The following is a 25,728-nucleotide window of genomic DNA, read 5'->3' on the forward strand; positions in this document are numbered from 1 at the left end:
CGCGGGGCCCAACGCCTTGTCCCGGTTTCAAACCTCGTTCGGGTGAACACGACGAAGTGTCACCTGGGCATTGGGACGAGCAAGGCGGTACGAAGTGCGACATGGTTCGTTCTTCGGCGCTTTTCGTCAGCACCGCAATGCTTCTCGCCGCCTGCTCCACGCCCAGGCCGGTGGCCGCCCCCGTGATCACACCGCCCGCCCCGGCGATCGGCGCACAGGCGGACTGCGCTGAGCTCATCGCCATGGAGGACTCGCGGTGTCTGGGGTGGACCGCGCCTGAGCCGCACGGGTTCTTCGACGTCCGGAGGATCAACGACGACGAGGCCGGCGTCGGCAAGGAACTCCAGTGGGGTCCCTATTACTGGTGCGCCGCGTTGAATGACAACGTCGTCGAGGACGCATTGGGCTCGACGGATGTCGCGCGGGTAGTCACCGACAAGTTCTACTGTCAAATAGTGGTGCGCGGACACAAGGCGAGTGGAATTTACAACAAGCTTTCCGTTTACCTCTCGCCTTATGAACCGGGCAATCCGGCATTCGACTGGTTCGTCGAGCCGAACGAACTCGGCGAGGTCACCGAGTACAAGGGCCGGAAGGTCACCCGCAACGACAAGCTGAGCTACTCGTCCAGCGACCGCATCCAGTACACGGTCGAGATCCCCGGTCACGGCTCGGTGTGGAACCTCGAGCTGCAGCGGAGCCAGTCCAACCCGAGGTTGGAGTTCACGTCCGATCTCGCGGACGCCGAGCGGCGGACCAGGGTGGTCGTCGACGCGTTGATGGCCTACGACCAGACGTGATCAGCCGGCTTGCTGTTGCTGCGCGGGCAGCCGACCCTCGGCCATCCGCTTGAGCAGGTCCTTGCGCAGCCACAGCAGATAAGCCCACACCAGGCCGAAGATCACGCCGATCACGCCGAGAGCGGGCAGCAGCAGCCACGAGGCGATCAGCAGCACGTGCAGGGCAACCACGGCGGCGATGGCCCAGGACCGGCGGACGAAGGCGCACATCGCGATGAACACCGCGATGAAGCCGAACGCCACCCAGCCGGCCAGGGAGGTGACGCCGCCGTGCAGCTTGGCGATCACCGGCAGGGCCAGGGCTACGACGATGACCTCGAGGATCAGGGTGCCGGCCATGATGCCCCGGAACGCCTTCATCGGGTCCTTCTTCAACGGAGCGGGGGCCTCGCTCATGCCGGCTCCTTCCCGAACAGCGCGCGGGCCTCGCCCGCGGTGACCACGGAGCCGGTGACGATGACGCCGCCGCCGGAGAGTTCGTCCTCGGTGAGGTGGATGGCTTCCTCGATGGCGTCGTCGAGCCGCGGGCGGACCTCGAAGCGGTCCTCGCCGAAGATCGGGATGGCGAGACCGGCCAGGACGTCCGGGTCCATGGCGCGCGGGGACGAGTTGGTGGTGATCACCAGCTCCTGCACCACGGGCTCCAGGGCGGAGAGGATGCCCTCGGCGTCCTTGTCGGACATGACGGCGACCACCGCGACGAGTTTGCGGAAGCCGAACTCCGAGTCCAGGGCGCGAGCCAGCGCCGCAGCGCCGTGCGGGTTGTGGGCCGCGTCGACGAAGACGTTGGGCGCGGAGCGGACTCGCTCCAGGCGACCCGGCGTCACCACCGTGGCGAAGCCTTCGCGGACGGCCTCCACGTCCAGCTGGCGGTCGGGGCCGGCGCCGAAGAACGCCTCCACCGCCGCCAGTGCCAACGCCGCGTTGGCTGCCTGGTGTTCGCCGTGCAGCGGAAGGAAGATGTCCTCGTAGACGCCGCCGAGGCCCTGCAACGTCACCAGCTGGCCGCCGACGGCCACGGCGCGCGACACGACGCCGAACTCGCTGCCGAAGCGAGCGATCATGGCGTCCACGGAGGCCACGCGTTCCAGGATGACCTTCATCGCCTCGGGCGTCTGCTCGCCGACGATCGCGACCGAGCCCGGCTTGATGATCCCGGCTTTTTCAAGAGCGATGTCCTCGATGCGCGTACCGAGGTACTCGGTGTGGTCGAGGCCGATCGGGGTCAGCACGGCGATCTTCGCGTCGGCGATGGACGTCGCGTCCCACGTGCCGCCCATGCCCACCTCGACGACGGCCACGTCGACCGGGGCGTCCGCGAAGGCCGCGTAGGCCATGCCGGTGAGCAGCTCGAACTTGCTCATCCGGATTTCGGACCGGCTGTCCACCATCGCGACGTACGGCTCGATGTCGCGGTAGACCTCGACGTAGCGCTCGGGGCTGATCGGCTGGTTGTCGAGGCTGATCCGCTCGGTCGCGAGCTGCAGGTGCGGGCTCGTGTACCGGCCGGTGCGCAGGCCGATGCGCGTGAAGAGCGCATCGGCCATGCGCGACGTCGACGTCTTGCCGTTCGTGCCCGTCAGCTGCACGACCGGGTAGTTCGTGTGGGGGTCGCCCAGCACGTGCGCCAGCGCCTTGATCCGGTCCAGCGACGGCTCGAGCTTCGTCTCGGGCCACCGCTGGTTGAGCTCGTTCTCGACGTCGAAGAACTCGTCGAGGTTCTGTTCCACGGTGACTACGCCTCCGGCAGCGCGGCCAGGCGCTCGTTGATGCGGGTGATGTCGGCTTCGGCTGCGGCCTTGCGGGCCTCGATCTTGGCGACGACGTCGGCCGGGGCCTTGCCCAGGAACGCCGCGTTGCCGAGCTTGCCCGAGGTCTGGGCGAGCTCCTTCTCCGCGGCCGCGAGGTCCTTCTGGAGCCGCTTGCGCTCGGCCACGACGTCGATCGCGCCGGACAGGTCCAGCTCGACCTTCACCGCGCCCTTGGGCAGACCGACCTCGAGCGTCGCCGAGACGGTGAACTCGTCGCCCGGCTCGGTCAGGCGCGTCAGCGCGCGGACCGACGGCACCTGGTCGGTCAGGCCGACGCAGCACGCGCCGCGGACCTTGCCCGCGACCTTCTGGCCCGGCTTGAGGTCCTGCTCGGAACGGAACCGGCGGATCTCGGTGGCCAGCTTCTTCAGACCCTCGATCTGGGCGGCGGCGTCCAGATCGCGCTCCGCACCGGAAGCCGTGGGCCACGACGCGATGACGAGCGACTCCTCGCCGGTCAGCGCGGTCCACAGCGTCTCGGTGATGAACGGGATCGCCGGGTGCAGCAGGCGCAGCAGGACGTCGAGGACGTGGCCCAGGACGGACTGCGTGGCCTCGACGCGGCCGTCCGCGATCTGGACCTTCGCGATCTCCACGTACCAGTCGCAGAACTCGTCCCACGTGAAGCTGTACAGCGCCTCGCAGGCCCGGGAGAACTGGAACGCCTCGAAGTTGGAGTCCACAGTGGACACCAAAGCGTCGAGCTCGTCGAGGATCCAGCGGTCGGCCGCCGTCAGCTCGTCGCGGGGCGGCAGCGGACGGGCCACCGTCGCACCGTTGGCCATCGCGAACCTGGTGGCGTTCCACAGCTTCGTGGTGAACTTGCGCGAGCCGGCCGCCCAGTCCTCGGCGACGGCCATGTCCGAACCGGGGTTCGTGCCGCGCAGCAGCGTGAACCGGGTGGCGTCCGCGCCGTAGCGCTCCATCCAGTCCAGCGGGTCGATGCCGTTGCCCTTGGTCTTCGACATCTTCTTGCCGAACTGGTCCCGGATCAGGCCGTGCAGGAAGACGTGGTCGAACGGCTGCACGTCGTCCATCGCGTACAGGCCGAACATCATCATCCGGACGACCCAGAAGAACAGGATGTCGTAGCCGGTCGACAGGACCGACGTCGGATAGAACTTGCGAAGGTCCTCAGTGGACTCCGGCCAGCCCAGCGTCGAGAACGGCCACAGGCCGGACGAGAACCACGTGTCGAGGACGTCCTCGTCCTGGCGCCAGCCCTCACCGGTGGGCGCCTCGTCGTCCGGTCCGACGCAGACGACCTCGCCGTTCGGGCCGTAGAAGACCGGGATCCGGTGGCCCCACCACAGCTGGCGCGAGATGCACCAGTCGTGCAGGTTGTCGGTCCAGTCGAAGTACCGCTTGTTCAGCTCGGCCGGGTGGATCTTGGTGCGGCCGTCGCGGACGGCGGCCGACGCGGCCGCGGCGATCGACTCGACCTTGACCCACCACTGCAGCGACAGGCGCGGCTCGATGACCGTGTCGCACCGCGAGCAGTGCCCGACGGCGTGGACGTACGGCCGCTTCTCCGCGACGATCCGGCCGTCCGCGCGCAACGCGGCGACGATCGCCGGACGCGCCTCGAACCGGTCGAGCCCCTCGAACGGGCCGTGCGCGGTGATGGTCGCGCGGCCGTCCATGATCGTGAGGTTCGGCAGGTCGTGCCGCTGGCCGATCTCGAAGTCGTTCGGGTCGTGCGCGGGGGTGACCTTGACCGCGCCGGTGCCGAACTTCGGGTCGACGTGCGTGTCGGCGACGATCGGGATGCGCCGGCCGGTCAGCGGCAGCTCGACCTCGGTGCCGATGAGGTGCTGGTAGCGCTCGTCGTCCGGGTGGACGGCGACCGCGGTGTCACCGAGCATCGTCTCGGCGCGCGTGGTCGCGACGACGATCGAGTTCTCGCCGTCGCCGTAGCGGATGGAGACGAGCTCGCCGTCGTCCTCGCTGTGGTCGACCTCGACGTCCGACAACGCCGTCTGGCAGCGCGGGCACCAGTTGATGATCCGCTCGGCCTGGTAGATCAGGCCGTTGTCGTACATCTTCTTGAACATCGTCTGGACGGCGCGCGACAGCCCCTCGTCCATGGTGAAGCGCTCACGCGACCAGTCGATGCCGTCGCCGAGCCGCTTCATCTGGTCGAGGATCTTGCCGCCGTACTCCTCTTTCCACTCCCAGACGCGCTCGACGAACTTCTCGCGCCCGAGGTCGTGCCGCGACAGGCCCTGCTTGGCCAGGTCGCGCTCGACGGCGTTCTGGGTCGCGATGCCCGCGTGGTCCATGCCCGGCAGCCACAGCACCTCGTAGCCCTGCATGCGGCGACGCCTCGACAGCGCGTCCATCACGCTGTGGTTCATGGCGTGGCCCATGTGCAACGAGCCGGTGACGTTGGGCGGGGGCAGCACGATCGTGAACGGTGGCTTGTCGCTCTTGACGTCCGCCTCGAAGTAGCGCCGGTCGACCCACCGCTGGTACAGCTCCGCCTCTACCTCCGCCGGAGTCCACGCGGCGGGGAGGTCAGGACGCTGGGGTGCGGTCTCGCGTTCAGTCACAGCTGTCAAGTCTACGGAGGCGGGGGTATCGACTTAAATCGAGATACCTGCTAGGGCCTGTATCGAGGTCTGGGTTCGATGAAAGTCGCGCCTGAGGTGGTTCCTGGTGGTGCGGCCGAGCGGCCCGCATACCGGTGTTGTACGTGGGTCGTTCGGCCGTGCCGCCAGGGGCCGCCTCAGGCCCGGCTATCGCGGATCCAGACCTCGATACAGGCCCCAGCGGCGACGGGCAACCTCGGCGCGCCCGCGAACGTGCTGTTCTCGTGAACAACAAGGTGGTGTCCGGCGTCGCGTTGCTCGTCATCGGCGCGGTGCTGTTCGGGCTCTACCTGCGAGCTCAGGTGCCCTCGGTGAACGTGGCGATCCCGTTCGCCGGCACGCCTGCCGAGCAGTGGCAGGACGGCGACGAAGGCATCGGCGTGCCCGGCGCCGACCCCGTCTACGAGCAGGTGCGGCAGGCGCTCATCGCGTCGCGGACGGACCCCGTGATGATCAGCGAGCACAGGCCCGACAGGTTCCTGGCGATGCTCGCGCCGGACGTGCGCGACCAGGTGGCCCGCGATCTCTCCGGCTGGACCACCCGGCTCAAGACGGGCACGAAGCTGATCGGCCTGAAGGTGTCCGGGCGGATGACGCTGGGCCAGAAGAACGGCTACCCGGCCGTGGTGACGGACTACGTGTTCGCCTACGCGTTCGAGCCGCCGGATCCGGGGAAGCTGCGCAACCAGATGGAGATGGTCGCGGCGAGCCGCCAGCAGGTGACGTTCACGATCACGCCGGCCGGGTTGTGGCCCTCGGACGCAGCGGGTTTCCAGTACTCGATCGCGTGCCGGGCGGCGCGGGACGGGTTCCTCGCGCCGCAGTTCACGGAGCCCGCCGTCCAGAGCGACGGCGTCCCGAAGGACGACCGCAGGTACTTCTCCACGGACGGCAGCGTGCCGACCGAGAACACCTGCGATTGATCACCCTTTCAGAGGTGCCGGGCAGGAGTGACGGCGATCACAATTAGCCGTCACGGACCGTCTAACCCCTTGGGGCCCGTGCGACGGCGCCGCCGCGTTCTTCGGGGGCGCTGGCGGCGCCGACGTCGATCAGCGAAGAATGAACGCATGAGCAGCAAGCCCCCGCAGCACGACGTCGACGAGTCCGCGCTCGAAGTCAGCACCCCCAAGACATGGGCAGCGGGTATTCCCGGTGTGCTCGTGTCGCTCGACCGAGCGGTCGAGCAGATGGGTGTCGGGCGCACCGTCAAGACGTTGCGACTGCTCAACCAGCGTGAAGGTTTCGACTGTCCCGGTTGCGCGTGGCCGGAGCCGCAGGGCCACCGCAAGATGGCGGAGTTCTGCGAGAACGGCGCCAAGGCCGTCGCCGAGGAAGCCACCAAGCGACGGATCGGGCCGGAGTTCTTCGCCGAGCACTCGGTGCAGAGCCTGCAGACCAAGACCGACTACTGGCTCGGCCAGCAGGGCAGGCTCACCGAGCCGATGGTCCTCAAGCCCGGTGCCACCCACTACACGCCGATCAGCTGGGACGCCGCGTTCACGCTGGTCGCGGAAGAGCTGAACGCGCTGTCCTCGCCGGACGAGGCGATCTTCTACACCTCGGGCCGCACCAGCAACGAGGCCGCGTTCCTCTACCAGCTGCTGGTCCGGTCGTTCGGCACGAACAACCTGCCGGACTGCTCGAACATGTGCCACGAGTCCTCCGGTGCCGCGCTGAACGAGACCATCGGCATCGGCAAGGGCTCGGTGTCGATCAAGGACTTCGAGCTCGCCGACCTGATCGTGGTCGTCGGCCAGAACCCCGGCACGAACCACCCGCGCATGCTCAGTGCGCTCGAGGACGCCAAGAAGAACGGCGCGAAGATCATCGCCGTGAACCCGCTGCCGGAAGCGGGCCTGATGCGGTTCAAGAACCCCCAGAACGTCGCCGGCGTCGTCGGCAGGGGCACCGCGCTGTGCGACGAGTTCGTGCAGATCAAGGTCGGCGGCGACCAGGCGCTGTTCCAGGCGATCGGTCACCTCCTGCTGGAGTGGGACAAGATCGACAAGGAGTTCGTCTCCAGCGTCACGCACGGCTTCGAGGAGTACGCGGCGAGCCTGCGCGACCTCGACTGGGACCGCGTGCTCACCGCGACCGGCCTCACCCGCGAGCAGATCACCCGCGTGGCAGGGATGTTCGTCGACTCGCAAGCCACGATCGCCTGCTGGGCGATGGGTCTCACGCAGCACAAGCACAGCGTGCCGACCATCCGCGAGGTCGCGAACGTGATGTTCCTGCGCGGCATGATCGGCAAGCCGGGCGCGGGCCTGTGCCCGGTGCGCGGTCACTCGAACGTGCAAGGCGACCGGACCATGGGCATCTACGAGAAGATGCCGGAGAAGTTCCTGCTGGCGCTGGAGACCGAGTTCGGCATCCCGGTGCCGCGCAAGCACGGTTTCGACACCGTCGACGCGATCAACGCCATGCGCCACGGCCGCGGCAAGGTGTTCATCGCGATGGGCGGCAACTTCGTCAGCGCCACCCCGGACACCCCGGTGACCGAGAAGGCGCTGGAGCAGTGCTCGCTCACGGTCCACGTCTCCACGAAGCTCAACCGCTCGCACGTGATCCACGGCCGCACCGCGCTGATCCTGCCCGCGTTGGGACGCACCGAGAGCGACGTGCAGCACTCGGGCGAGCAGTTCGTGACGGTCGAGGACTCGATGTCGGTCGTGCACCGCTCGCGCGGCCGGTTGAAGCCCGCGTCGGACCAGCTGCTGTCCGAGATCTCGATCGTCTGCCGGATGGCGCGCAAGGTGCTGGGCGCCTCGCACCCCGTCGAGTGGGAGACGTTCGAGAAGGACTACGACATCATCCGCGAGCACATCTCTCGTGTGGTGCCGGGTTGCACGGACTACAACACGCGCGTGCGTCAGCCCGACGGTTTCGTGCTGCCGCACCCGCCGCGTGACTCGCGCGAGTTCGCCACGGCGACCGGCAAGGCGAACTTCACCGCGAACGAGCTGACGGTGCTGGAGGTGCCGGAGGGCCGACTGCTGATGCAGACCCTGCGCAGCCACGACCAGTACAACACCACGATCTACGGCCTGGACGACCGCTACCGCGGTGTGAAGGACGGGCGGCGCGTGGTGTTCGTGAACCCCGACGACATCAAGGCGCTGGGGTTCAAGGACGGTCAGATGGTCAACATCATCTCGGAGTGGAAGGACGACCCGACGGGCGTGGTGGAACGCCGCGCCGAGTCGTTCCGGATCGTCTCGTACTCGACCGCGCGAGGCTGCGTGGCCACGTACTTCCCCGAGGCGAACCCCTTGGTGCCGTTGGACTCCAAGGCGGACATCTCGGGAACTCCGACCTCCAAGTCGGTGATCGTGCGCCTCGAAGCTATTTGACCAACACCGTGTAGTTGCTGGCACCACCGTTGGGTCCCAGTTGGACCTCTCCCGCCGGGAAGCCCTTGGCGTACAGGCGGAAGGTCTTCGGGGACCCTTCGGTGTTGACCAGCTGCAGGCCGCTGTCGAGCCACAGCGCGTCCATCCACGGACGTTTACCGAGCCGCGTGTCGACCGCGACGTAGACCACCGCGTCGCGGTTGATCGTGAAGCGCGCCAACGGGTTCTGCGTCGCCGACTTCGAGTCGTTGGCGGTGCGGACCCACTGCGCGCCCACCACCTCCGCCGGCATCGCGCTGAACGTGAAGTCGCGGTCGCCGTACTGCGCGACGCCGGTGCGCAGGTTGGTCTGCAACGACCAGTCCCCCGCGTTCCCGGTGTCCGCCACCGCAAGCCCGCTCAGCACCAACTCGTCCGGCGCGTCACCGATCGTCAGCTTGGCGATTGCGGACTTCGTGATCGTGCCCGCCGTGCCGGTCACGGTGATGTTCGACGTGCCCTCCGGGGTGTCCGGCAGCGTCGCGACGGTCATGGTGGCGGTCTGGCCTGGGCTGACCGTGGTCGGGTTGAACTGGACCACGGCACCCGGCGGGATGTTCTCCGCGTCCAGCGCGATCGGTCCCGGCGAACCGGTCGCAGAGGTGCGGATCGCGTAAGACGCGGTCTCGCCGGGCTGGATCGTCCGCGCCGCCGGGTCGACGGTGAGGCTGAAGTCGTTGCTGACACCGCACTTCTCGGTGGAACCGGTGTTCTGGATCCGCGGCGAACCGCTGCCCCGGACGCAGAACCCGTTGGTGTTGCGGAACAGGAAGTCCGTCGGGCTGTTGCTGCCGCGCTCCCAGCCGAACGTGTCGAACGTCAGGTCGGTCGAGTTGTCGGCGATCACCGCGGGCCGGCCGTCGTTGCTGGTGAACGAAACCGCGCTCCCTCCGACCCACTTGACGCGGTCGGCATAACGGACGTACCAGCCGTACGCGGGCCGCGTGCCGATGCTGTTCGGGTTGTAGTTGGTGCGCTCGTTGCTCGGCGGGTTGGTCGACATGGTGCCGTTGCCGCCGGGCACGTTGATCTTGACGTTGGTGAAGGTCACGTCGGTGACGTGGCCGTCGACGTCACCCATGATCGTGGGGCTGAACGACGGCGAGGCACCGTTGATCGTGATGTTGTCGTAGGTGACGTTCTTGATGGTGCCGACGCCGGGGCTGTTGCCACATCGCTTGCGAGCCCCGACCTTGAGCATGATCGGCGACCGCACGCCGCTGACGGTGATGTCCTTGTAGTGCACGTCGGAGATGACCGAGCCGTCCATCGACACGAGCCCGAGCCCGGACTTGTTGGAGCCCTTGATGTCGATGCGCTGGAAGTCGTAACCGGTGAAGTCACCGCACGTCTCCGAGCCGAACATCAACGCGTTGCAGCACCCCGCGCTGAGCTTCGTGTCGTAGACCTTCACGTTGCCGTTGCTCAGCTTCTGCCCGAGCGCGTAGTCGCTCTTGAACGCCAGCGCGTCGTCGTTGCCCGCGAAGTTGCCGTTGGTGATCGTCACGTTCGTGGTGCTGATGACGTTCCAGCCGTCGCGGTCGCTCGCGGTGTCGATCGTCAGCCGGTCGCTGACCACGTTCTTGCAGCCGTTGATCAGCATCGCGAAGTGCCCGCCGCGGCGCAGCTTGATGCCGCTGACCGTGAGGTTCTCGCAGCGCGTCAAGGAAATGATCTTGTCGGCCTGCCCGCTGTCCGGATTGCCGGTGATCAGCGCGCCACCGCCGTCGATCGTGCCGGCGCCGACGAAGCCGATGTTGGTCAGCCGGTCGCCCCAGATCATGGCGTTGTGGAAGTGACTGTGCCCGTAGTCCTGGTAGTCGTCCCACGGGTTCGGCTCGGGCTTGTCGTACCCGCTGCCGCTCGCCCCCATGATCGTGGCGCCCGCGTCGAGCTGCAGGGTCACGTTGCTCTTCATGTGGATCGAGTTGGGCGAGCGGTAGGTGCCGGACGGGAACCTCACCGTGCCGCCGCCCGCGCTGTTCGCCGCCGTGATCGCCCTGTCGATGGCCGCCGTGTCGTTGGCGCTGCCGTTGCCGACGGCGCCGTAGTCCTTGACGTTGAAGTCCGCCGCCCGTGCTTGATTCCCTTGGGCGGGTTCCGCCAGCACTGATGCGGCCAACAGTGCCGCCAGAGTCGCCGCGCCGAGTCTCCGGAACACGCATGCCTCCCGGTGAAAGGTGTTGAAAACCTTTACAGCGGCGGCGAGGTCACACGCTACGCCGGTCGAACTCGAACGAACAGCCTTAACCGGCGCCGCTCAGGCTTGGCCGACACTTCCGCGGCTTTCTTCGCGAGCCGACGCGCGGCGGCGTCAGCCTCGAAGTCGGCCTGCCTGTACTTCGCGATAGCAAACGCTTGATCGTGCGACAACATAGTGAATCCCCTCAGTTCGTTCGGTCAGTCCTGCGAAACTGCCGTGCTCACGAAGAAGCGCACCGCTCGCGCGCCTTCTGGACGGAGCTCCGGGTTCTCGACGCGCTCGTCGAAGCGGTCGAGCAACGCCCGCATCTCGTTCTGGATCTCACGCAACTCTTCACGCGTCAGGAATGTCGTGGTGCTGCTGATGCCGTAGTGGTCGCGCCACTCCTCGGACAGGTGCTCGTGCAGCTTCTGGTAGTCGCGGATGCGCTCGAACTCCTGCTCCAGATAGGCCAGCTCGGCGGCTTCCGCGGCCAGCGCACCCTCTTCGTCGAGCCCTTCCGTCGAGATCATCTGATGCCGCTTGACGATCCGCCACGGCTTCTGCCGGCCAGGGCCTTCCACCTCGGCCACGAAACCGTACTTGGCCAGCATGTTCAGGTGGTACGAGCAGCTCGCAACACTCTCTCCGAGCTTCGCCGAGCACTGAGTGGCCGTACTCGGGCCCTGCTCGGTGAGCAGGTTGATCAACTTCCAGCGGAACGGGTGCGAGAGCGCACGGAGCACCTTGGGATCGGTGATGGGAGCGTCCGTCATGAGACCACCGTACGCGTAGCAACAAACCTTTAGCAAGGTTCCTTGATATAGAAGTGCTGATATAAGTGCCGCATGACTCGGGGGCAGCTATGGCTGTTGGGGGCGTTCGGGGCGCTGGCGGCAGTCACATGGATCAACCCGCCGTGGCCGGCAGAGCAGGCGTTGCACAGTTCGTTGACGGCCGTCGCGCTGGTGGCGTTGTGGCTGCTCAGGAAGAGGCTCGACACCGCGCAGTGGGCGTGGGCACTGCTGTTCCTCGCGCTGCACACGATCGCGGCGCGGTGGATCTACTCGTTCGTGCCGTACGACGACTGGACCGACGCGCTGTTCGGCGTGCGGCTGTCGGAGGCGTTCTCCTGGGACCGCAACCACTTCGACCGACTCGTGCACTTCGCGTACGGCGTGTGCCTGACCGCGGTGCTGCGGCAGAAGTGGTTGCGGTCGCTGGAGATCGTGCTCGCGACGAGCGCGGCCTACGAACTGCTGGAGTGGGCGATCGCGATGACCCTCGGCGCCGAAACAGCCGAGGCCTACAACGGCCAGCAGGGCGACATGTGGGACGCCCACGCGGACATGGCGCTGGCCGCGTTGGGCGCGCTCGTCACCAGTCTGGCGAGTTGCGCGCGACGGCGGTCACCAGCGGCAGCGACTCGATGACCGGCACCCGCAACAGCTCGGCGGGCACGTCCGGATCGCGCACCGGCTCGATGAGCTCCCGCAGCAACGCCCCGACGACGTCGTCCGCGGCCTGGTCGACCTCGTGGATGAGGTCGCGCAGCTGATCAGCGGCCTCGTTGAGCACCCGCGGCCGTTGCGGCTCCTCCAGCATCAGCGCGGCCAGCCGCAGCACCCGCCGGCACGTGCGCAACCTCAAGCTGCGACTGGCGGACTCACGGGCACCCGCGAGCCCCAGCCGGCCGCGCGTGCGCTCGATCCACGGCTCGACCGTCTCGCGGCGCCAGATCGGACCCGACGCGAGCTCGGCGTCCGGCTCCGGGATGCCGTGCGAGCGTCTCTTGCGCCACACAGCCACCAGCTGCCGACTGAGCCCCATGGCGTCGGCGATCTCGGCGATTCCGTAGAAGTCCCCCACGCCGTCACATGTAACCAGAGATGACGCGTGGTGTCATCAAAAATGTCTCAAATGCGTTCGAGAACGGCCCGCGCCGCGTTGTGGCCGCCGATGCCGCTGACCCCGCCGCCGCGCCGGGAGCCCGCACCGCAGACGAAGACGTTGTCCACGTCGGTCTCGACGCCCCACTTGCCGACCTCGTCGTCGGTCTCGGCGAACGGCCAGTCGAGTTCTCCGTGGAAGATGTTGCCACCCGGCAGTCCGAGCTCTTCCTCCAGGTCCAGTGGTGTGCGGGCCTCGATGCACGGCCGGCCGTCGGCGTCGAGGGCGAGACAGTCCTGGATCGGCTCGACCAGGTGGGCGTTGAGCTGGTCCAGGTAGCGCCGCACCAGCTCGTCACGCAGCTCGGAGTTGCGTCCTTCGAACAACGACGCGGGCAGGTGCAGCCCGAACAACGTCAGCGTCTCGTGGCCAGCCAGCGACGGCCCGAGGATCGACGGGTCGGTCAGCGAGTGGCAGTACATCTCGCCCGGCAGCACCGACGGCACCTGGCCGGCGGCGCTCTCCAGGTACGCGGTCTCCAGCTGGTCGTAGGACTCGTCGAGGTGGAACGTGCCCGCGAACGCGAGCCGTGCGTCGACCCCGGACTTCAGCTCCGGCAGCTCGCGCAGCAACATGTTGATCTTCAACTGGCAGCCGGGCGCGTCGTGGACTTCCTTGCCCTGCAACCGTCCCAGCACGGACGGCGCCACGTTGGACAGCACGAACCGGGCCTCGAAAGTCTCCGAGCCGCAGACGACGGACGCGGTCTTGCCGTCCGACTCGACGGACGTCACCTCGGCACCGGTGACGATCTGCGCACCGGCCTCCCGCGCGACCCGTTCCAGCTCGGCCGTGACGGCGCCCATGCCGCCGACCGGGACCTTCCACTCACCGGTGCCGTTGCCGATGATGTGGTAGAGGAAGCACTTGTTGGCGCGCAACGAATGCAGCGACGAGTGCGTGCCGATCAACGCGTCGGTGGCGACGACTCCGCGCACCAGGTTGTTGTCGAACAGCTCCTGCAGCGTCGCGCCGATAGGGCGTTCGAAGACCTGGTCCCACAACCGGCCGCGCGCCACCGCGTCGACGTGCACACGCAGGTGTTCGCGTGACACCAACGGTTCCAAAAGAGTCGGGGCGAGCACCGACGCCATCGACTCCAGGTCGGCGTACCAGCGCTGCCACCGCTCCCAGTCGTCCAGCGACCCGCACACGGCCTCGAACGACTTGAGCGTCGCCGCACCCGGCGACCGTTCGACCAGCAGTCCAGTCCTGCCGTTCGGTGTGTAGGAAGAGGCCGAACGAGACCGCAAAACCAGGTTCAGGCCCAGATCGCCGACGATCTGGGCCGGCAGGAGCGACACCAGGTAGGAGAACCGGGACAGCCGGGCGTCGACACCAGCCCACGGTGACGCGCTCACCGCCGCGCCGCCGACGTGCGGCAGCTTCTCCAGCACCCTGACCGACTTCCCCGCCCGTGCGAGGTACGCGGCCGCCACCAACCCGTTGTGGCCGCCTCCCACGATCACGACGTCGTCCATGCCCCGAGATCCCTCCCACGTAGCCTGGTCGTGGGGAAACATAGCGGTCCGAAGGAGAAGTGCACATGGGCCGAGTTACGGTTCGCCGAGCGGTCGAGCGGGTGTCGCCGAACGGTCGGCGGCGCCGGGTGGACGCGCTGGCGGCCGAGGAGCCGCTGGAGCTGAGGGTCAACGGCAAGGCGTTGGCCGTCACGATGCGCACACCCGGCCAGGACGTGGAACTCGCGCACGGCTTCCTGCTCAGCGAAGGCGTGATCGGGACGCCGCAGGACATCTCGATCGCACGGTTCTGCGAGGGCACCGGGCCGGACGGGATGAACACCTACAACGTGCTGGACATCGCGCTGGCCGACGGGGTGCCGCCGCCGGACACCGGGGTGGAGCGGAACTTCTACACCACGTCGTCCTGCGGGGTCTGCGGGAAAGCCGCGCTGGACGCCGTGAAGCTCAAGACGCGCTACTCCCCCGCGCTGGACGAGGTCAGGGTCACTCCGGAGGCGCTGACGGGGTTCCCGGACGCGTTGCGAGAAAGGCAGAAGGTCTTCGAGAGCACCGGCGGACTGCACGCCGCCGGGCTGTTCGTGGACGGCGAACTGCTGGTCGTGCGGGAGGACGTGGGCCGGCACAACGCCGTCGACAAGGTGCTGGGCTGGGCGGTGCTGCAGAACCTCGTGCCGTTGCGCGGCGCGGTGCTGATGGTGTCCGGGCGGGCGTCGTTCGAGCTGGTGCAGAAGGCCGCGATGGCCGGGATTCCGGTGCTCGCCGCGGTGTCGGCGCCGTCGTCGCTCGCCGTCGAACTGGCCGAGGAGCAGGGCATGACCCTCATCGGGTTCCTGCGCGGCGACTCGATGAACGTCTACACCGGTGGGGAGCGCGTGCTTGAGACCGCTTGACGGCGTCGTCGTGGTGAGCCTGGAGCAGGCCGTCGCCGTGCCGTACGCGACGCGGCTGCTGGCGGATCTCGGAGCGCGGGTCATCAAGATCGAACGGCCGGGCGTCGGCGACTTCGCGCGGCACTACGACTCGTCGTGCGGCGAGGTGTCGTCGTACTTCGCGTGGACGAACGTCGGCAAGGAGTCGGTGTCCCTCGACATCTTCGACCCCGACGGCCGTGAGGTGCTGGACCGGCTGATCGCGCGCGCCGACGTGCTGCTGTGCAACCTGTCGCCGCGCGTCTGGCAGCGGCTCGCCCTGGACCTGCCGGAGTCGTTGATCGTCGGCGAGCTGTCCGGTTACGGCTGGGACGGCCCGTACGCGGACCGCAAGGCCTTCGACGCGCTGGTGCAGTCCGAGGCGGGGCTGGTGTCGCTGACCGGCGAGGGCGACGTGATGGCCCGCGCCGGCATCTCGGTGGCGGACATCGCGGCCGGGGTGCAGCTGCAGGCAGCCGTGCTGGCGGCGTTGTTGCGGAAGGCTCGCACGGGTGAGGGCGCGCGGTTGCGGTTGTCGCTGTTCGAGGCGATGGCCGAGTGGATGCACCAGCCGATGCTCTACGCCGCCGGAACCGGTGCCGCCGCCCCGCGGTCGGGCGCGCACCACCCGAGCATCGCGCCGTACGGGCCGGTGGCCTGTGCGGACGGTGCCGTGCATCTGGCCGTGCAGAACGACGGTCAGTGGCAGCGGTTGTGCGGGTTGATCGGGCTCGATGCCGAAGAGAGGTTCGCCACAGTGGCCTCTCGCGTCGAGCACCGTTCCGAGTTGCAGGAACTGCTTGAACGCGCCTTTTCCGGCATGAGTTCGGCGGCTCTGCTGACCGCTTTGGACTCCGCCGACGTGCCTGCCGCACTGACCAGGCCGATCACCGAACTGCCCACTCACCCGCAGCTCGACACCTGGGTTGACGTGCGGGTTCCCGGCGGAACGGCACGAATGCTGCCGCCTCCGGTCACCGGTTTCGAATGGTCACCGGGTGCGGTTCCGGCACTCGGCGCGCACAATGATCACGTGTTGCGCTGGCTGGGTTACTCGGACGAGGAACTGTCCTCATTACGCGTGCGTTCCGTCCTCTAGAAGGAAACGAGGAACGGTTCCCACGCGATGAGGTGAGCATGGGGGATCCGAAGTACAGCCGCCGCACTCTCTTCGCGGCACTCGGCGCGGTCATCGCGACAGCCACCGGCGTCGCGACGTACGTGTCGTCGGCCTCCGAGGCCACCGAACGGCAGATCGCCACAGCGGACCGCGTGAACAGCACGCCGGCCGCCAAGCCGACGGTCCGCTTCGAGCGCGTGTACTCGGCCGCCCGCCACCGTGAGGTGACCCTCGCCTTCTACCTCCCGACCGGCGTGAGCTCCCGCGGCCTGCCGATGTCGATCCTGCTGCACGGCCTGCACGGCGACGCCCGGCACGCCGCCGGCGGCGGCCTCGCCGAGGTGCTGACCGCCGCCGTGGCGAAGGGTTCGGTTCCCGCGTTCGGCTTCGTGGCCGTCGACGGCGGCGACCACTACTGGCACGAGAACGTTCCCGGCGACGACCCGATGGCCATGCTGCTCGACGAGATCCCCGGCTGGCTCAAGGAACGCGGCTACGGCCAGCCGTTCGCGGTCACGGGCGTGTCCATGGGCGGTTTCGGCGCCCTGCTCTACACGCGGCGCCGGGCCGAACGCGGTGACCCGATCGCGGCCGCCGCCGCCATCTCCCCCGGCCTGATCACCACGTGGCCGGAGATGGCCAAGCGCAAGGCGTTCAAGAACGAGGGCGAGTGGGCCTCGCTGGACCCGCTGCGGCACCTGAAGTCGACCGGCCCGACCGCGCTGGGCGTGTGGATCGGCGACCGCGACCGGTTCATCGAGGGCACCCGCCAGTTCATGCACGCGGTGCGGCCCGAGGTGGGCGTGGTCAAGGACGGCGGGCACGACGACGGGCTCTACCGCAAGGTGATGCCCGACGTCGTGCAGTTCCTCGCCAAGTACGCCAAGCGCGCCGTTTAGACCCGCATCGCCGCCCGGCTCCAGTGCACCCAGCCGACCCGGCCCTGCTCGTCCCGGCCGCCGAGCGGGAGCACAGCGCTCCCGTCCGCGGCGATCAGCCTGTCGTCAGCCAGGTGCACGTAGTCGCACTCGTCCGTCGAGAGCAGCGCGGCGCTGACCGGGTCACGGCCGACCAGTCGCACCTTCACCCTGCCGTCTTCTCCGGGCGTGACGTGGATGTCGAGCGCTGAGCAGCGGTAGTGCCCGACCACCAGGTCCGGGTCCACCGGCTCCGGGTCGGCCGGCACGTCGGCGAACTTCCGCCTGCGCACCCCGGCCAGTTCACCCAGCACGTGATCGAAGATCCCGGAGAACAACTTGCCGACGGCCTGCCCACCGTTGGCGAGCGCGGCCACGGCGACGCCGGACGCAGGAACGACCCGAAGCAGCGCCTCGTAACCCACGGTCAAGCCGGAGTGGCCGATCACCCCGCCGCCCTCGTGGTTGGACAGCTCCCAGCCGAGGCCCCACCACCACTCGCCGGTGCCGAAGTCCGGGTGCGTGACCTGCCTTTCCCGCATCGCGTCGAACTCGGTGGTCTCCAGGTGCATCCGCACGAACCGGAGCAGCTCGCGGGCGGGCATCGCGAGCACCGAACCTCCGGCCAGCCACGACTCCGGCAGGTGTTCGGTGACCGGCTTGCCCTCCAGGTGCCCGTCCGCCATCTCGTGCTCGGTGTACTCGGCACGGGACGCCGCGACGTTCCGCAGCCCGACCCCGTCAGCCAGCTCGCGCAGCACGGCACTGAAAGGCTTGCCGCGCTTCACTTCGACGATCCGGCCGAGCACCGTGTACCCGCTGTTGCAGTACGAGTAGAGCTCACCCGGCGGGCTGGACTGCGCGGCGTCCGCGAGCAGTTCGACGTACCGCGCCAGCATGTCGTCGCCGGAGCCCGTCTCGAACTTCAGGTCGCCCTCGAAACCCGCCGTGTGGCTCAGCAGGTGGCGCGGCGTGATGACCTTCGCCGCCTGTTCGTCCGCGACCCGGAACTCCGGCAGCACGTCCCGCACCGGCCGGTCGAGGTCCAGCAGGCCCTCGTTGGCCAGTTGCATGATCAGCGTGGCCGTCCAGACCTTGGTGATCGACCCGATCTGGAACAGCGTGTCGCTCGTGACCGGCTCGTTCGTGACGTTGTTGCGCACACCTGCCGCCGCCTCGACGATCTCCCCGTCGTGCAGCACAGCTACTTGTGCGCCAACGACTCCGTGCTCCTCGAGCAGTTCCGGCAGCCTGCGCTCGATCCAGCCCTTCACTGTCGCACCGCCACTCGCCCCCAGTGCAGCCACTTGACTTTCCCCTCTCCATCACGTCCACAAAGGACGACAACCTCGTGACTGCCGTTCTCCGGCTCGACCGCGATCAACGCGTCGTCGCGGAATCCGGTGTACTCCTCGACCACGACCGGCGCGTCCGCGACGTCCCTGAGCACGCCCCGCACGCTCACCCGCCCGTGCTCGCTCGCGGTGACGTGAAGGTCGGCCCGCCGAGTGCGGTAGACGCCGGTCACCTTGTCGAGGTCGATCGGAACAGGAACGTCAGGCGGCTTCGGCGGCTCGCGCAAGGTGAGGTTCGCCAAGTCTCCCAACACCTTCCCGTGCACCGCCCGCACGACCGGCAGGGCCGCTCCGCCGTTGGTGAGGACCGCGACCGCGAGGCCGGCCTCCGGGATCACCCGCAGGTAGGCCCGAAAGCCGGGTGTCTGGCCGGCGTGCCCCAGCCCGCTGAGGCCGTTGTCGTAGTCGTGCAGGATCCAGCCGAGGCCTTGCCCGCCACCGAAGCCGAAGTCCGGTGTCACGACCTGGATTTCCCGCATCGCGTCGAACTCGGTGGTGCCCAGGTGCATCCGCACGAACGCGAGCAGGCTTCGCGCGCTCATGGCGAGCACGGAGCCGGCCGGTGAGTCTCCCTCGGGCGTCTTCTCCTCGACGAGCTTCATCCCGTCGTGTCCCGACGCGCACAGTCGGCCCGCGTACTCGGCGTGGCGCGTGGCGGCGTCGATGCCGAGCCGGTCGATCAGACGTTCGCGCAGCACAGTGTTGAAAGGCTTGCCGCGCAAGACTTCCACGATCCGGCCGAGCACCACGTACCCGCTGTTGCAGTACACGTACAGCTCACCGGGCGGAGACGTCTGCTCCGTGTCGGCCATGCGCTCCAGGTACTTCACCAGGATGTCGTCGCCGTTGCCGGTGTCGTAGAAGAGATCGCCCTCGAACCCCGCTGTGTGGCACAGGAGCTGGCGTGTCGTGATGACGCTGGCGGCCTGGTCGTCGGCCAGCCTGAACTCCGGCAGGACCTCCCGCACGGGACGGTCGAGGTCCAACAGGCCCTCGTTCACCAACTCCTGGACCAGCGTGGCCGTCCAGACCTTGGTGATCGACCCGATCTGGAAGATCGCGTCTCCGGTCACCGGTTCGTGGGTGACGTTGTTCAGCACGCCTGCTGCTGCGTCGACGATCTCGCCGTCGTGCAGCACGGCTACCTGGGCGCCGACGACCCCGTGCTCGGCGATGAGTTCGGGCAGCCTGATGCGCAGCCATTCGGCTGTGTTGTTCACGTTCCCCCCAGAAAGTGACGGTCTAGCGCGGTGAGAGCGGCACCGTCTTCGACCGCACCCACTTGAGCACCGCTGGCCACTCCCCGTAGCCCGCGTCGATGTTGATGTGTCCGGCGTCGGGAAGCACGTCGATTTCGATCCGCAACGCCTCGGCCAGCTGCTTGGCCGCCGGCATCGAGCAGTACGGGTCGCCGTCGCCCACGACCAGGCGCGTCTCGGTGGCGGCGCGGCGCAGTCCTGCCGGGTCGAGCGGGGCCGGGAAGAACGACTTGATGGCCGGTTCCGCGTAGTCCGGTGCGGGCGGGGCGACCAGCAGCACGCGGTCGACGTGACCGATGCCCTCGCGGGCGGCGTGGTGCAGCCAGAGGTAGCAGCCGAGCGAGTGCGCGACGACGACCCGTTCGCGGTCGGTGGGTGCGGCTTCGAGGTGGGTGTCGAGCTCACGCAGCCAGGTGTCGCGGTCGGGCTGGTCGGGGTCGCTGAAGTGCGGCATGTCGGCGAGGCCGCCGTGCTCGGACACCGTCTGGGCCAGCCAGCGCTGCCAGTGGCCGGGACCGGAACCGGTGTAGCCGTGGATCAGGAGCACGTGAGGCAGCGACATACCTCCACCTTAGAACGCAGAGAGGGCGCCGGTGTGATCACCGGCGCCCTTGTCTGAAGATCGAACTACGCGGACTTCTCCCGCCGCTCCCGGCGCGAGGGCTGCCGGGCCACGATCGTCGGGTTCACGTTCTCCTTCACCGTCTGCTCGGTGATGACGACCTTGGCGACGTCCGTGCGGCTCGGGATGTCGTACATCACCGGGAGCAGGACCTCTTCCATGATCGCGCGCAGACCACGAGCACCGGTACCGCGCAGGATCGCCTGGTCGGCGACCGCTTCGAGCGCGGTCTTGGTGAACTCGAGCTCGACGCCGTCCATCTCGAAGAGCTTCTGGTACTGCTTGACCAGCGCGTTCTTCGGCTCGGTGAGGATCATCACCAGTGACGGCTTGTCGAGGTTCGTGACGGAGGCGACCATCGGCAGACGCCCGATGAACTCGGGGATCAGACCGAACTTGATCAGGTCCTCCGGCATGGAGTCGGCGAAGTAGTCCGCCGCGTCCACCTCGGCCTTGGAGCGCACCTCGGCACCGAAGCCGAGGCCTCGCTTGCCGACGCGGTCCTGGATGATCTTCTCCAGCCCCGCGAACGCGCCCGCCACGATGAACAGCACGTTCGTCGTGTCGATCTGGATGAACTCCTGGTGCGGGTGCTTGCGGCCGCCCTGCGGGGGCACCGAGGCGGTGGTGCCTTCCAGGATCTTGAGCAGTGCCTGCTGAACACCCTCGCCGGACACATCGCGCGTGATCGACGGATTTTCACTCTTTCGAGCGATCTTGTCGACCTCGTCGATGTAGATGATGCCCGTCTCGGCGCGCTTCACGTCGTAGTCGGCGGCCTGGATGAGCTTCAGGAGGATGTTCTCGACGTCCTCACCGACGTACCCGGCCTCCGTCAGTGCCGTCGCGTCGGCGATGGCGAACGGCACGTTCAGCATCTTCGCGAGCGTCTGCGCGAGGTAGGTCTTGCCGCAGCCCGTCGGGCCGAGCATCAGGATGTTCGACTTCGCCAGCTCGACGCCGTCGTCACGACCCTCGCGCCCGCGGTCGCCCGCCTGGATGCGCTTGTAGTGGTTGTAGACGGCGACGGAGAGGGTGCGCTTGGCATCACTCTGGCCGATGACGTACTGGTCGAGGAACTCGTGGATCTCGGCGGGCTTCGGCAGCTCGTCGAGCTTCACGTCGCCGGCTTCGGCCAGCTCCTCCTCGATGATCTCGTTGCAGAGATCGATGCACTCATCGCAGATGTAGACGCCGGGGCCGGCGATGAGTTTCTTCACCTGCTTTTGGCTCTTTCCGCAGAAAGAGCACTTCAGCAAGTCGCCGCCGTCACCGATACGCGCCATGACCGCTGACCTATGTCCCCTCCGGCGCACACCTGCTGTAGTGCGCCTGCTGACTTGCTGTGGCAGTCCCACTGGCTGTGGGTGCTGAGCCCGTTCTCCTGACGGTACCTGGCCGACCCCGTTTCAGGGGAGGACCAGCGTCCTCCGACGCGCCGATCAGGCCGGTTAACCGGTCACATCGGCGTGTCGGGTGGGCGCGCGGTGCCCGGTGGCTGGGGTTTCCCAGCCACCGGGACGGGACCCGGGATCTGGGGTGTCCCCCAGACGACACCGGGCGGCGGAGAGGTGAGCGCTCTTCGCGAGCACACTCCGCCCCGCCGACCGCGTCAGGACTTGGCGGAAAGCTTCCGGTAGGGCAGCACCGTGTCGACGATGCCGTATTCCTTGGCCTCGTCGGCCGTGAGGATCCGGTCGCGCTCGATGCTCTCGCGGACCTCCTCTGCCGTCCGGTTGGTGTGCCGCGCGAGGGTGGACTCCATCAGGCGGCGCACGCGCTGGATCTCGTTCGACTGGATCTCCAGGTCGGACACCTGACCGTACGCGCCCTCCATCGAAGGCTGGTGGATCAGGATTCGCGCGTTCGGCAACGCGTGGCGCTTGCCGGGCGTGCCGGCCGCCAGCAGCACGGCCGCGGCGGAGGCCGCCTGGCCGAGGCAGTACGTCTGGATGTCCGGGCGGACGAACTGCATGGTGTCGTAGATGGCCATCAACGAGGTGAACGAGCCACCCGGCGAGTTGATGTACATCAGGATGTCGCGGTCCGGGTCCTCCGACTCGAGGACCAGCAGCTGCGCCATGACGTCGTTGGCCGAAGCGTCGTCAACCTGCACGCCGAGGAAGATGATGCGCTCCTCGAACAGCTTGTTGTACGGGTTCGACTCCTTCATGCCATAGCTCGTGCGCTCGACGAACGACGGCAGCACGTACCGCGACTGAGGCATGTGGAACTGGCTCACTTGAGGTCTCCTAGCTGACGTCAGTTGTTCGAGTCGCCGACGGGCTGGGCCCTGGTGACGACCTTGTCGACGAAGCCGTACTCCAGCGCTTCCTGCGCCGTGAACCAGCGGTCGCGGTCGGAGTCGCGGGTGATGGTCTCGAGCGTCTGGCCGGTGTGCTCGGCAATCAGCTCGGCCATCTCGCGCTTGGTGCGCGTCAGCATGTCCGCCTGGATCGCGATGTCCGCGGCCGTACCGCCGACACCGGCCGACGGCTGGTGCATGAGGATCCGGGCGTGCGGGAGCGCGTGGCGCTTGCCAGGGGTGCCCGCGGAGAGGAGGAACTGCCCCATCGAGGCCGCGAGGCCCATCGCGTACGTGGCCACGTCCGGCTCGATGAGCTGCATCGTGTCGAAGATGGCCATGCCCGCCGTGACGGAGCCACCAGGCGAGTTGATGTAGAGGGTGATGTCCTTCTCGGGGTCCTCAGCGGCGAGGAGCAGCAGCTGAGCGGTGATCTGGTTGGCGATGCCCTCTTCGACCTGCGATCCCAGGACGATGATCCGCTCGCGGAGCAGCCGCTCGTACACCGAGTCGTTGAGGTTCATCCCGGCGGTGGCCGACCGCATCTCGGGGGTCGGGAAGGAGTGCTGCGTCACGTCTGCCTGCCTAACTCCAGGTGGAACGAATCTGGATGCGAAAACTCTCTGCATTCGACCTTAACGAAGGCGGGCGGCGTCAGATGCCCGACACCGCCCGCGTTCGCTCTAGGCGTTACTCCTGGCCGTCCTCATCGGACTTGGTCTCGCCGAAGAGCTCGTCGAGGTCCAGCTTCTGACCGGCCGTGTCGCTGACCGTGGCCTGGCGCACAACGCTCGCAAGCGCCTTGCCCCGGCGGACGTCGGCGAAGATCGCGCCGAGCTGGCCGGACTGCTGCGCGCGCTTGACGTACTCGTCGGGCGAGATGCCGAAGCGCTGGGCCTGGTAGATGATCCGCTCGGTCAGCTCGCCGTCGGACACCGTGACCTGCTCGGCGTCGGCGATCGAGTCGAGCACCAGCTGCGTCTTGACGGCCTGCTCGGCGGCCTTGCGCAGCTCGGCGTCGAACTCCTCCTCCGTCTGGCCCTGCTCCTCGAGCCACGCGGCGAACTTCGCGTCGTCGTGGTCGAAGGCGTGCACGGCGTCGTGCTTCCGCGCGTCGATCTCGCCCTGGACGATGCCCTCGGGCAGCGGGACCTCGGTGGTCTCCAGCAGCGCCTCGAGGACCTTGTCGCGCGCCTGGACGCCCTGCTGCATCTTCTTGACGCGGCTCAGGCGGGTCTTCAGGTCGTCCTTGAGCTCGTCGAGCGTGTCGAACTCGCTGGCGAGCTGCGCGAACTCGTCGTCCAGCTCGGGCAGCTGACGCTCCTTGACGGAGTTCAGCACGACGGAGACCTCGGCCTCGCGGCCGGAGTGCTCACCCGCGACGAGCGTGGTGGTGAAGGTCTTGGTCTCACCCTCGGCGGCGCCGACGAGCGCGTCGTCGATGCCCTCGACGAGCTGGCCGGAGCCGATCTCGTAGGACAGGCCGGCGGTGCGGGCCTCCTCGACCTCTTCGCCGTCGACCGTCGCGGACAGGTCGACGCTGACGAAGTCGCCGGTCTCGGCCGGGCGGGAGACACCGGTCAGGGTGCCGAAGCGGGCGCGGAGCTCGTCGAGCTGGGTGGTCACGTCCTCTTCGGCGACCTCCTGCTCGTCGACGGTCACGGCCAGCTCGCCGAACGCGGGCACGGTGATCTCGGGACGAACGTCGACCTCGGCGGTGAACTCGAGCGTCTCGCCGTCTTCGATCTTCGTGACCTCGAAGTCGGGGCGGCCGAGCGTGCGCACCTCACCCGCGTTGACCGCCTCCAGGTACTTGGCCGGGATGGCCTCCTGGATGACCTCGTCCAGGACCGGAGCGCGGCCGATGCGGCTCTCCAGCACCTTGGCGGGGGCCTTGCCCGGTCGGAAACCGGGGATGCGGACCTGCTTCGCGAGCTTCCGGTACGCCTGGTCGAAGTTCGACTTGAGCTCGTCGAACGGCACCTCGACGTTGATCCGGACCCTCGTCGGGCTCAGGTGCTCGACGGTGCTCTTCAACGTGGACTCCTCGTAACGAACAAGAACGTGCAGACAGCCGGTACCGCCTTAGCTGGCGCCCGGATTCCCAGCGAGTCTAGGCGAGACCCGCTCTGTGACCGCCGCCACCCCGCTTTGACCCCGTGACAACCCCGCCTGGGAGCCGCTAGCGTCTGCGCCGCGGGCGATCTGTCCGCCTTGGGGGCTTCAACGTGATCCTGGGGGAACACGCATGTCCAAAACTTCCGCGCGCCTGCTCGCAGCCGGCGCCGCCCTGCTCAGCCTGACCGCCGCACCGGCGGCCAACGCGGCCGAACAGCCCGAATCCACAGTGGCCGCGTACATCTTCAGCAACGGCACGACGACCCACGGCATCTACACCGAACAGGGCGACCTCACCGCGCCGTACATCGCCTCCGGCTACACCGCGGTCCACCCCGGCTGGGACGTCCGCCTGTCCGACGAGACCTACGGCGCGGGCCTGCCCAGGCAGGACTTCCGCGCCAGCGCCTCCGCCACGTCCACCTCCGCGAGCGCGGGCACCAGCGGCTTCATCTCCCTGGTCGACGGCGACTCCCGCGACGTGCCGTTCGCAGTGCTCAAGCTCGGCAACCGCGGCGTGTCCTGCACGGTCGACGGCCCGCTGTTCACCGGCGGCAGCGGCAGCCCCCGCCTGTGGCTGCGCCAGCACGCGGGCGAGCTCTACGAGGTGACCAGCCTGGAGGGCACGACCAGCGCCGTGGTCGCCGACGAGGCGACCGGCACCCGCACCCCTACCACCGTGAAGGTCAACTCCATCACGACCACCGCCCTGGCCGCCGCGTACCCGCAGTTCGCCAAGTACGACGGCCGCGCGAAGTCCGGCGCCAGCGGCTACGAACTGGAGATCACCCAGAAGGGCAAGACCTTCCGCGTCCTGGCAGGCACCTCCGCCGCCTCCTGCTAGTCCCGCACCGCTCCCAGCGCCGCCGCCCACTTCAGGGCGGCGGCGCTTTTTTGTTCGCCTGGCGAAC

22 protein-coding genes are annotated in these 25,728 nt (G+C 68.0%); 8 read left to right on the forward strand and 14 right to left on the reverse strand.

Annotated features, from left to right (window positions below; genetic code table 11):
• Nucleotides 1-101 precede the first annotated feature (101 nt).
• Complete coding sequence (locus G7043_RS19220) at nt 102-800, forward strand: hypothetical protein (RefSeq protein WP_166047236.1); 699 nt, start codon at nt 102-104, stop codon at nt 798-800.
• Here the strand turns inward: G7043_RS19220 and G7043_RS19225 are convergent, their stop codons facing one another.
• The 3 genes from G7043_RS19225 to G7043_RS19235 are packed head-to-tail and all read right to left on the reverse strand — an operon-like array spanning nt 801 to nt 5,163.
• Nucleotides 801-1,196, reverse strand: coding sequence for a DUF4233 domain-containing protein (locus G7043_RS19225; RefSeq protein ID WP_166047238.1), 396 nt, complete (start codon nt 1,194-1,196; stop codon nt 801-803).
• Entirely contained in the window at nt 1,193-2,530 is a 1,338-nt protein-coding gene (gene folC / locus G7043_RS19230; protein ID WP_166047240.1) for a bifunctional tetrahydrofolate synthase/dihydrofolate synthase, read from the reverse strand. Before folC ends, G7043_RS19225 begins: the two co-directional genes overlap by 4 nt.
• A 5-nt stretch (nt 2,531-2,535) precedes the next feature.
• Entirely contained in the window at nt 2,536-5,163 is a 2,628-nt protein-coding gene (locus tag G7043_RS19235; protein WP_166047242.1) for a valine--tRNA ligase, read from the reverse strand.
• Nucleotides 5,164-5,426: 263 nt separating this feature from the next.
• On the opposite strand from G7043_RS19235, the gene G7043_RS19240 reads away from it, so the two are divergent.
• Both G7043_RS19240 and G7043_RS19245 read left to right on the forward strand, forming a co-directional pair.
• Entirely contained in the window at nt 5,427-6,125 is a 699-nt protein-coding gene (locus G7043_RS19240) for a hypothetical protein (RefSeq protein ID WP_166047244.1), read from the forward strand.
• A gap of 147 nt (nt 6,126-6,272) precedes the next feature.
• Nucleotides 6,273-8,558, forward strand: coding sequence for an FdhF/YdeP family oxidoreductase (locus tag G7043_RS19245; RefSeq protein WP_166047247.1), 2,286 nt, complete (start codon nt 6,273-6,275; stop codon nt 8,556-8,558).
• On the opposite strand, the gene G7043_RS19250 is transcribed toward G7043_RS19245, so the two are convergent.
• Both G7043_RS19250 and G7043_RS19255 read right to left on the reverse strand, forming a co-directional pair.
• Nucleotides 8,551-10,758, reverse strand: coding sequence for a glycosyl hydrolase family 28 protein (locus G7043_RS19250; protein WP_313887968.1), 2,208 nt, complete (start codon nt 10,756-10,758; stop codon nt 8,551-8,553). The two genes, G7043_RS19245 and G7043_RS19250, sit on opposite strands and share 8 nt — an antisense overlap.
• Nucleotides 10,759-10,997: 239 nt before the next feature.
• Entirely contained in the window at nt 10,998-11,555 is a 558-nt protein-coding gene (locus G7043_RS19255; RefSeq protein WP_166047249.1) for an ArsR/SmtB family transcription factor, read from the reverse strand.
• Between the two features lie 72 nt (nt 11,556-11,627).
• Here G7043_RS19255 and G7043_RS19260 point away from each other — a divergent pair, with 72 nt between their 5' ends.
• Nucleotides 11,628-12,212, forward strand: a complete 585-nt coding sequence (locus G7043_RS19260; protein ID WP_166047251.1) for a DUF2238 domain-containing protein — start codon at nt 11,628-11,630, stop codon at nt 12,210-12,212.
• On the opposite strand, the gene G7043_RS19265 is transcribed toward G7043_RS19260, so the two are convergent.
• Nucleotides 12,157-12,648, reverse strand: coding sequence for a hypothetical protein (locus G7043_RS19265; protein ID WP_086667632.1), 492 nt, complete (start codon nt 12,646-12,648; stop codon nt 12,157-12,159). The genes G7043_RS19260 and G7043_RS19265 overlap by 56 nt on opposite strands.
• 47 nt (nt 12,649-12,695) lie before the next feature.
• Nucleotides 12,696-14,210 carry a phytoene desaturase family protein gene (locus G7043_RS19270; RefSeq protein WP_166047253.1) on the reverse strand — a complete coding sequence of 505 codons (1,515 nt, stop codon included), beginning with the start codon at nt 14,208-14,210 and terminating at the stop codon, nt 12,696-12,698.
• 65 nt (nt 14,211-14,275) lie between these two features.
• Here G7043_RS19270 and fdhD point away from each other — a divergent pair, with 65 nt between their 5' ends.
• The 3 genes from fdhD to G7043_RS19285 are packed head-to-tail and all read left to right on the forward strand — an operon-like array spanning nt 14,276 to nt 17,140.
• Entirely contained in the window at nt 14,276-15,103 is an 828-nt protein-coding gene (fdhD, locus tag G7043_RS19275; RefSeq protein WP_166047255.1) for a formate dehydrogenase accessory sulfurtransferase FdhD, read from the forward strand.
• Nucleotides 15,090-16,220, forward strand: coding sequence for a CaiB/BaiF CoA transferase family protein (locus G7043_RS19280; RefSeq protein ID WP_166047258.1), 1,131 nt, complete (start codon nt 15,090-15,092; stop codon nt 16,218-16,220). The genes fdhD and G7043_RS19280 overlap by 14 nt, the downstream gene beginning before the upstream one ends.
• 38 nt (nt 16,221-16,258) lie before the next feature.
• A complete protein-coding gene (locus G7043_RS19285; protein WP_166047260.1) occupies nt 16,259-17,140 on the forward strand; it encodes an alpha/beta hydrolase in 882 nt (293 codons plus the stop codon).
• On the opposite strand, the gene G7043_RS19290 is transcribed toward G7043_RS19285, so the two are convergent.
• The 7 genes from G7043_RS19290 to tig all read right to left on the reverse strand — a co-directional run bounded on the left by G7043_RS19290 (nt 17,137) and on the right by tig (nt 24,736).
• Entirely contained in the window at nt 17,137-18,432 is a 1,296-nt protein-coding gene (locus G7043_RS19290) for a serine hydrolase domain-containing protein (protein ID WP_166047261.1), read from the reverse strand. The two genes, G7043_RS19285 and G7043_RS19290, sit on opposite strands and share 4 nt — an antisense overlap.
• A complete protein-coding gene (locus G7043_RS19295) occupies nt 18,429-19,733 on the reverse strand; it encodes a serine hydrolase domain-containing protein (RefSeq protein WP_166047263.1) in 1,305 nt (434 codons plus the stop codon). Before G7043_RS19295 ends, G7043_RS19290 begins: the two co-directional genes overlap by 4 nt.
• Nucleotides 19,734-19,755: 22 nt before the next feature.
• Complete coding sequence (locus tag G7043_RS19300; RefSeq protein WP_166047265.1) at nt 19,756-20,334, reverse strand: RBBP9/YdeN family alpha/beta hydrolase; 579 nt, start codon at nt 20,332-20,334, stop codon at nt 19,756-19,758.
• A gap of 65 nt (nt 20,335-20,399) precedes the next feature.
• The gene (clpX, locus tag G7043_RS19305) at nt 20,400-21,680 is read right to left on the reverse strand and encodes an ATP-dependent Clp protease ATP-binding subunit ClpX (protein ID WP_030468156.1); all 1,281 of its coding nucleotides are present in this window, start codon (nt 21,678-21,680) and stop codon (nt 20,400-20,402) included.
• 326 nt (nt 21,681-22,006) lie between these two features.
• Nucleotides 22,007-22,621 (reverse strand): ATP-dependent Clp protease proteolytic subunit, encoded by a 615-nt coding sequence (locus G7043_RS19310; RefSeq protein WP_086661641.1) that lies wholly within the window; start codon nt 22,619-22,621, stop codon nt 22,007-22,009.
• A 35-nt stretch (nt 22,622-22,656) separates the two neighbouring features.
• Nucleotides 22,657-23,244 (reverse strand): ATP-dependent Clp protease proteolytic subunit, encoded by a 588-nt coding sequence (locus tag G7043_RS19315; protein WP_086661640.1) that lies wholly within the window; start codon nt 23,242-23,244, stop codon nt 22,657-22,659.
• A gap of 145 nt (nt 23,245-23,389) precedes the next feature.
• Nucleotides 23,390-24,736 (reverse strand): trigger factor, encoded by a 1,347-nt coding sequence (tig, locus tag G7043_RS19320; protein ID WP_166047269.1) that lies wholly within the window; start codon nt 24,734-24,736, stop codon nt 23,390-23,392.
• Nucleotides 24,737-24,947: 211 nt separating this feature from the next.
• Here tig and G7043_RS19325 point away from each other — a divergent pair, with 211 nt between their 5' ends.
• A complete protein-coding gene (locus G7043_RS19325; protein ID WP_166047272.1) occupies nt 24,948-25,661 on the forward strand; it encodes a hypothetical protein in 714 nt (237 codons plus the stop codon).
• Nucleotides 25,662-25,728: the final 67 nt, after the last annotated feature.

The sequence above is a fragment of the Lentzea alba genome (assembly GCF_011067745.1).
Classification (GTDB): domain Bacteria; phylum Actinomycetota; class Actinomycetes; order Mycobacteriales; family Pseudonocardiaceae; genus Lentzea; species Lentzea alba.

What these genes read in the sequence shown, in the direction of transcription:
- G7043_RS19220 (WP_166047236.1), top strand. Translation starts at nt 102, where the DNA reads ATGGTTCGTTCTTCGGCGCTTTTCGTCAGCACCGCAATGCTTCTCGCC.
- G7043_RS19225 (WP_166047238.1), bottom strand. Translation starts at nt 1,196, where the DNA reads ATGAGCGAGGCCCCCGCTCCGTTGAAGAAGGACCCGATGAAGGCGTTC.
- G7043_RS19245 (WP_166047247.1), top strand. Translation starts at nt 6,273, where the DNA reads ATGAGCAGCAAGCCCCCGCAGCACGACGTCGACGAGTCCGCGCTCGAA.
- G7043_RS19255 (WP_166047249.1), bottom strand. Translation starts at nt 11,555, where the DNA reads ATGACGGACGCTCCCATCACCGATCCCAAGGTGCTCCGTGCGCTCTCG.
- G7043_RS19260 (WP_166047251.1), top strand. Translation starts at nt 11,628, where the DNA reads ATGACTCGGGGGCAGCTATGGCTGTTGGGGGCGTTCGGGGCGCTGGCG.
- G7043_RS19270 (WP_166047253.1), bottom strand. Translation starts at nt 14,210, where the DNA reads ATGGACGACGTCGTGATCGTGGGAGGCGGCCACAACGGGTTGGTGGCG.
- fdhD (WP_166047255.1), top strand. Translation starts at nt 14,276, where the DNA reads ATGGGCCGAGTTACGGTTCGCCGAGCGGTCGAGCGGGTGTCGCCGAAC.
- G7043_RS19285 (WP_166047260.1), top strand. Translation starts at nt 16,259, where the DNA reads ATGGGGGATCCGAAGTACAGCCGCCGCACTCTCTTCGCGGCACTCGGC.
- G7043_RS19300 (WP_166047265.1), bottom strand. Translation starts at nt 20,334, where the DNA reads ATGTCGCTGCCTCACGTGCTCCTGATCCACGGCTACACCGGTTCCGGT.
- clpX (WP_030468156.1), bottom strand. Translation starts at nt 21,680, where the DNA reads ATGGCGCGTATCGGTGACGGCGGCGACTTGCTGAAGTGCTCTTTCTGC.
- G7043_RS19310 (WP_086661641.1), bottom strand. Translation starts at nt 22,621, where the DNA reads ATGCCTCAGTCGCGGTACGTGCTGCCGTCGTTCGTCGAGCGCACGAGC.
- G7043_RS19315 (WP_086661640.1), bottom strand. Translation starts at nt 23,244, where the DNA reads ATGCGGTCGGCCACCGCCGGGATGAACCTCAACGACTCGGTGTACGAG.
- G7043_RS19325 (WP_166047272.1), top strand. Translation starts at nt 24,948, where the DNA reads ATGTCCAAAACTTCCGCGCGCCTGCTCGCAGCCGGCGCCGCCCTGCTC.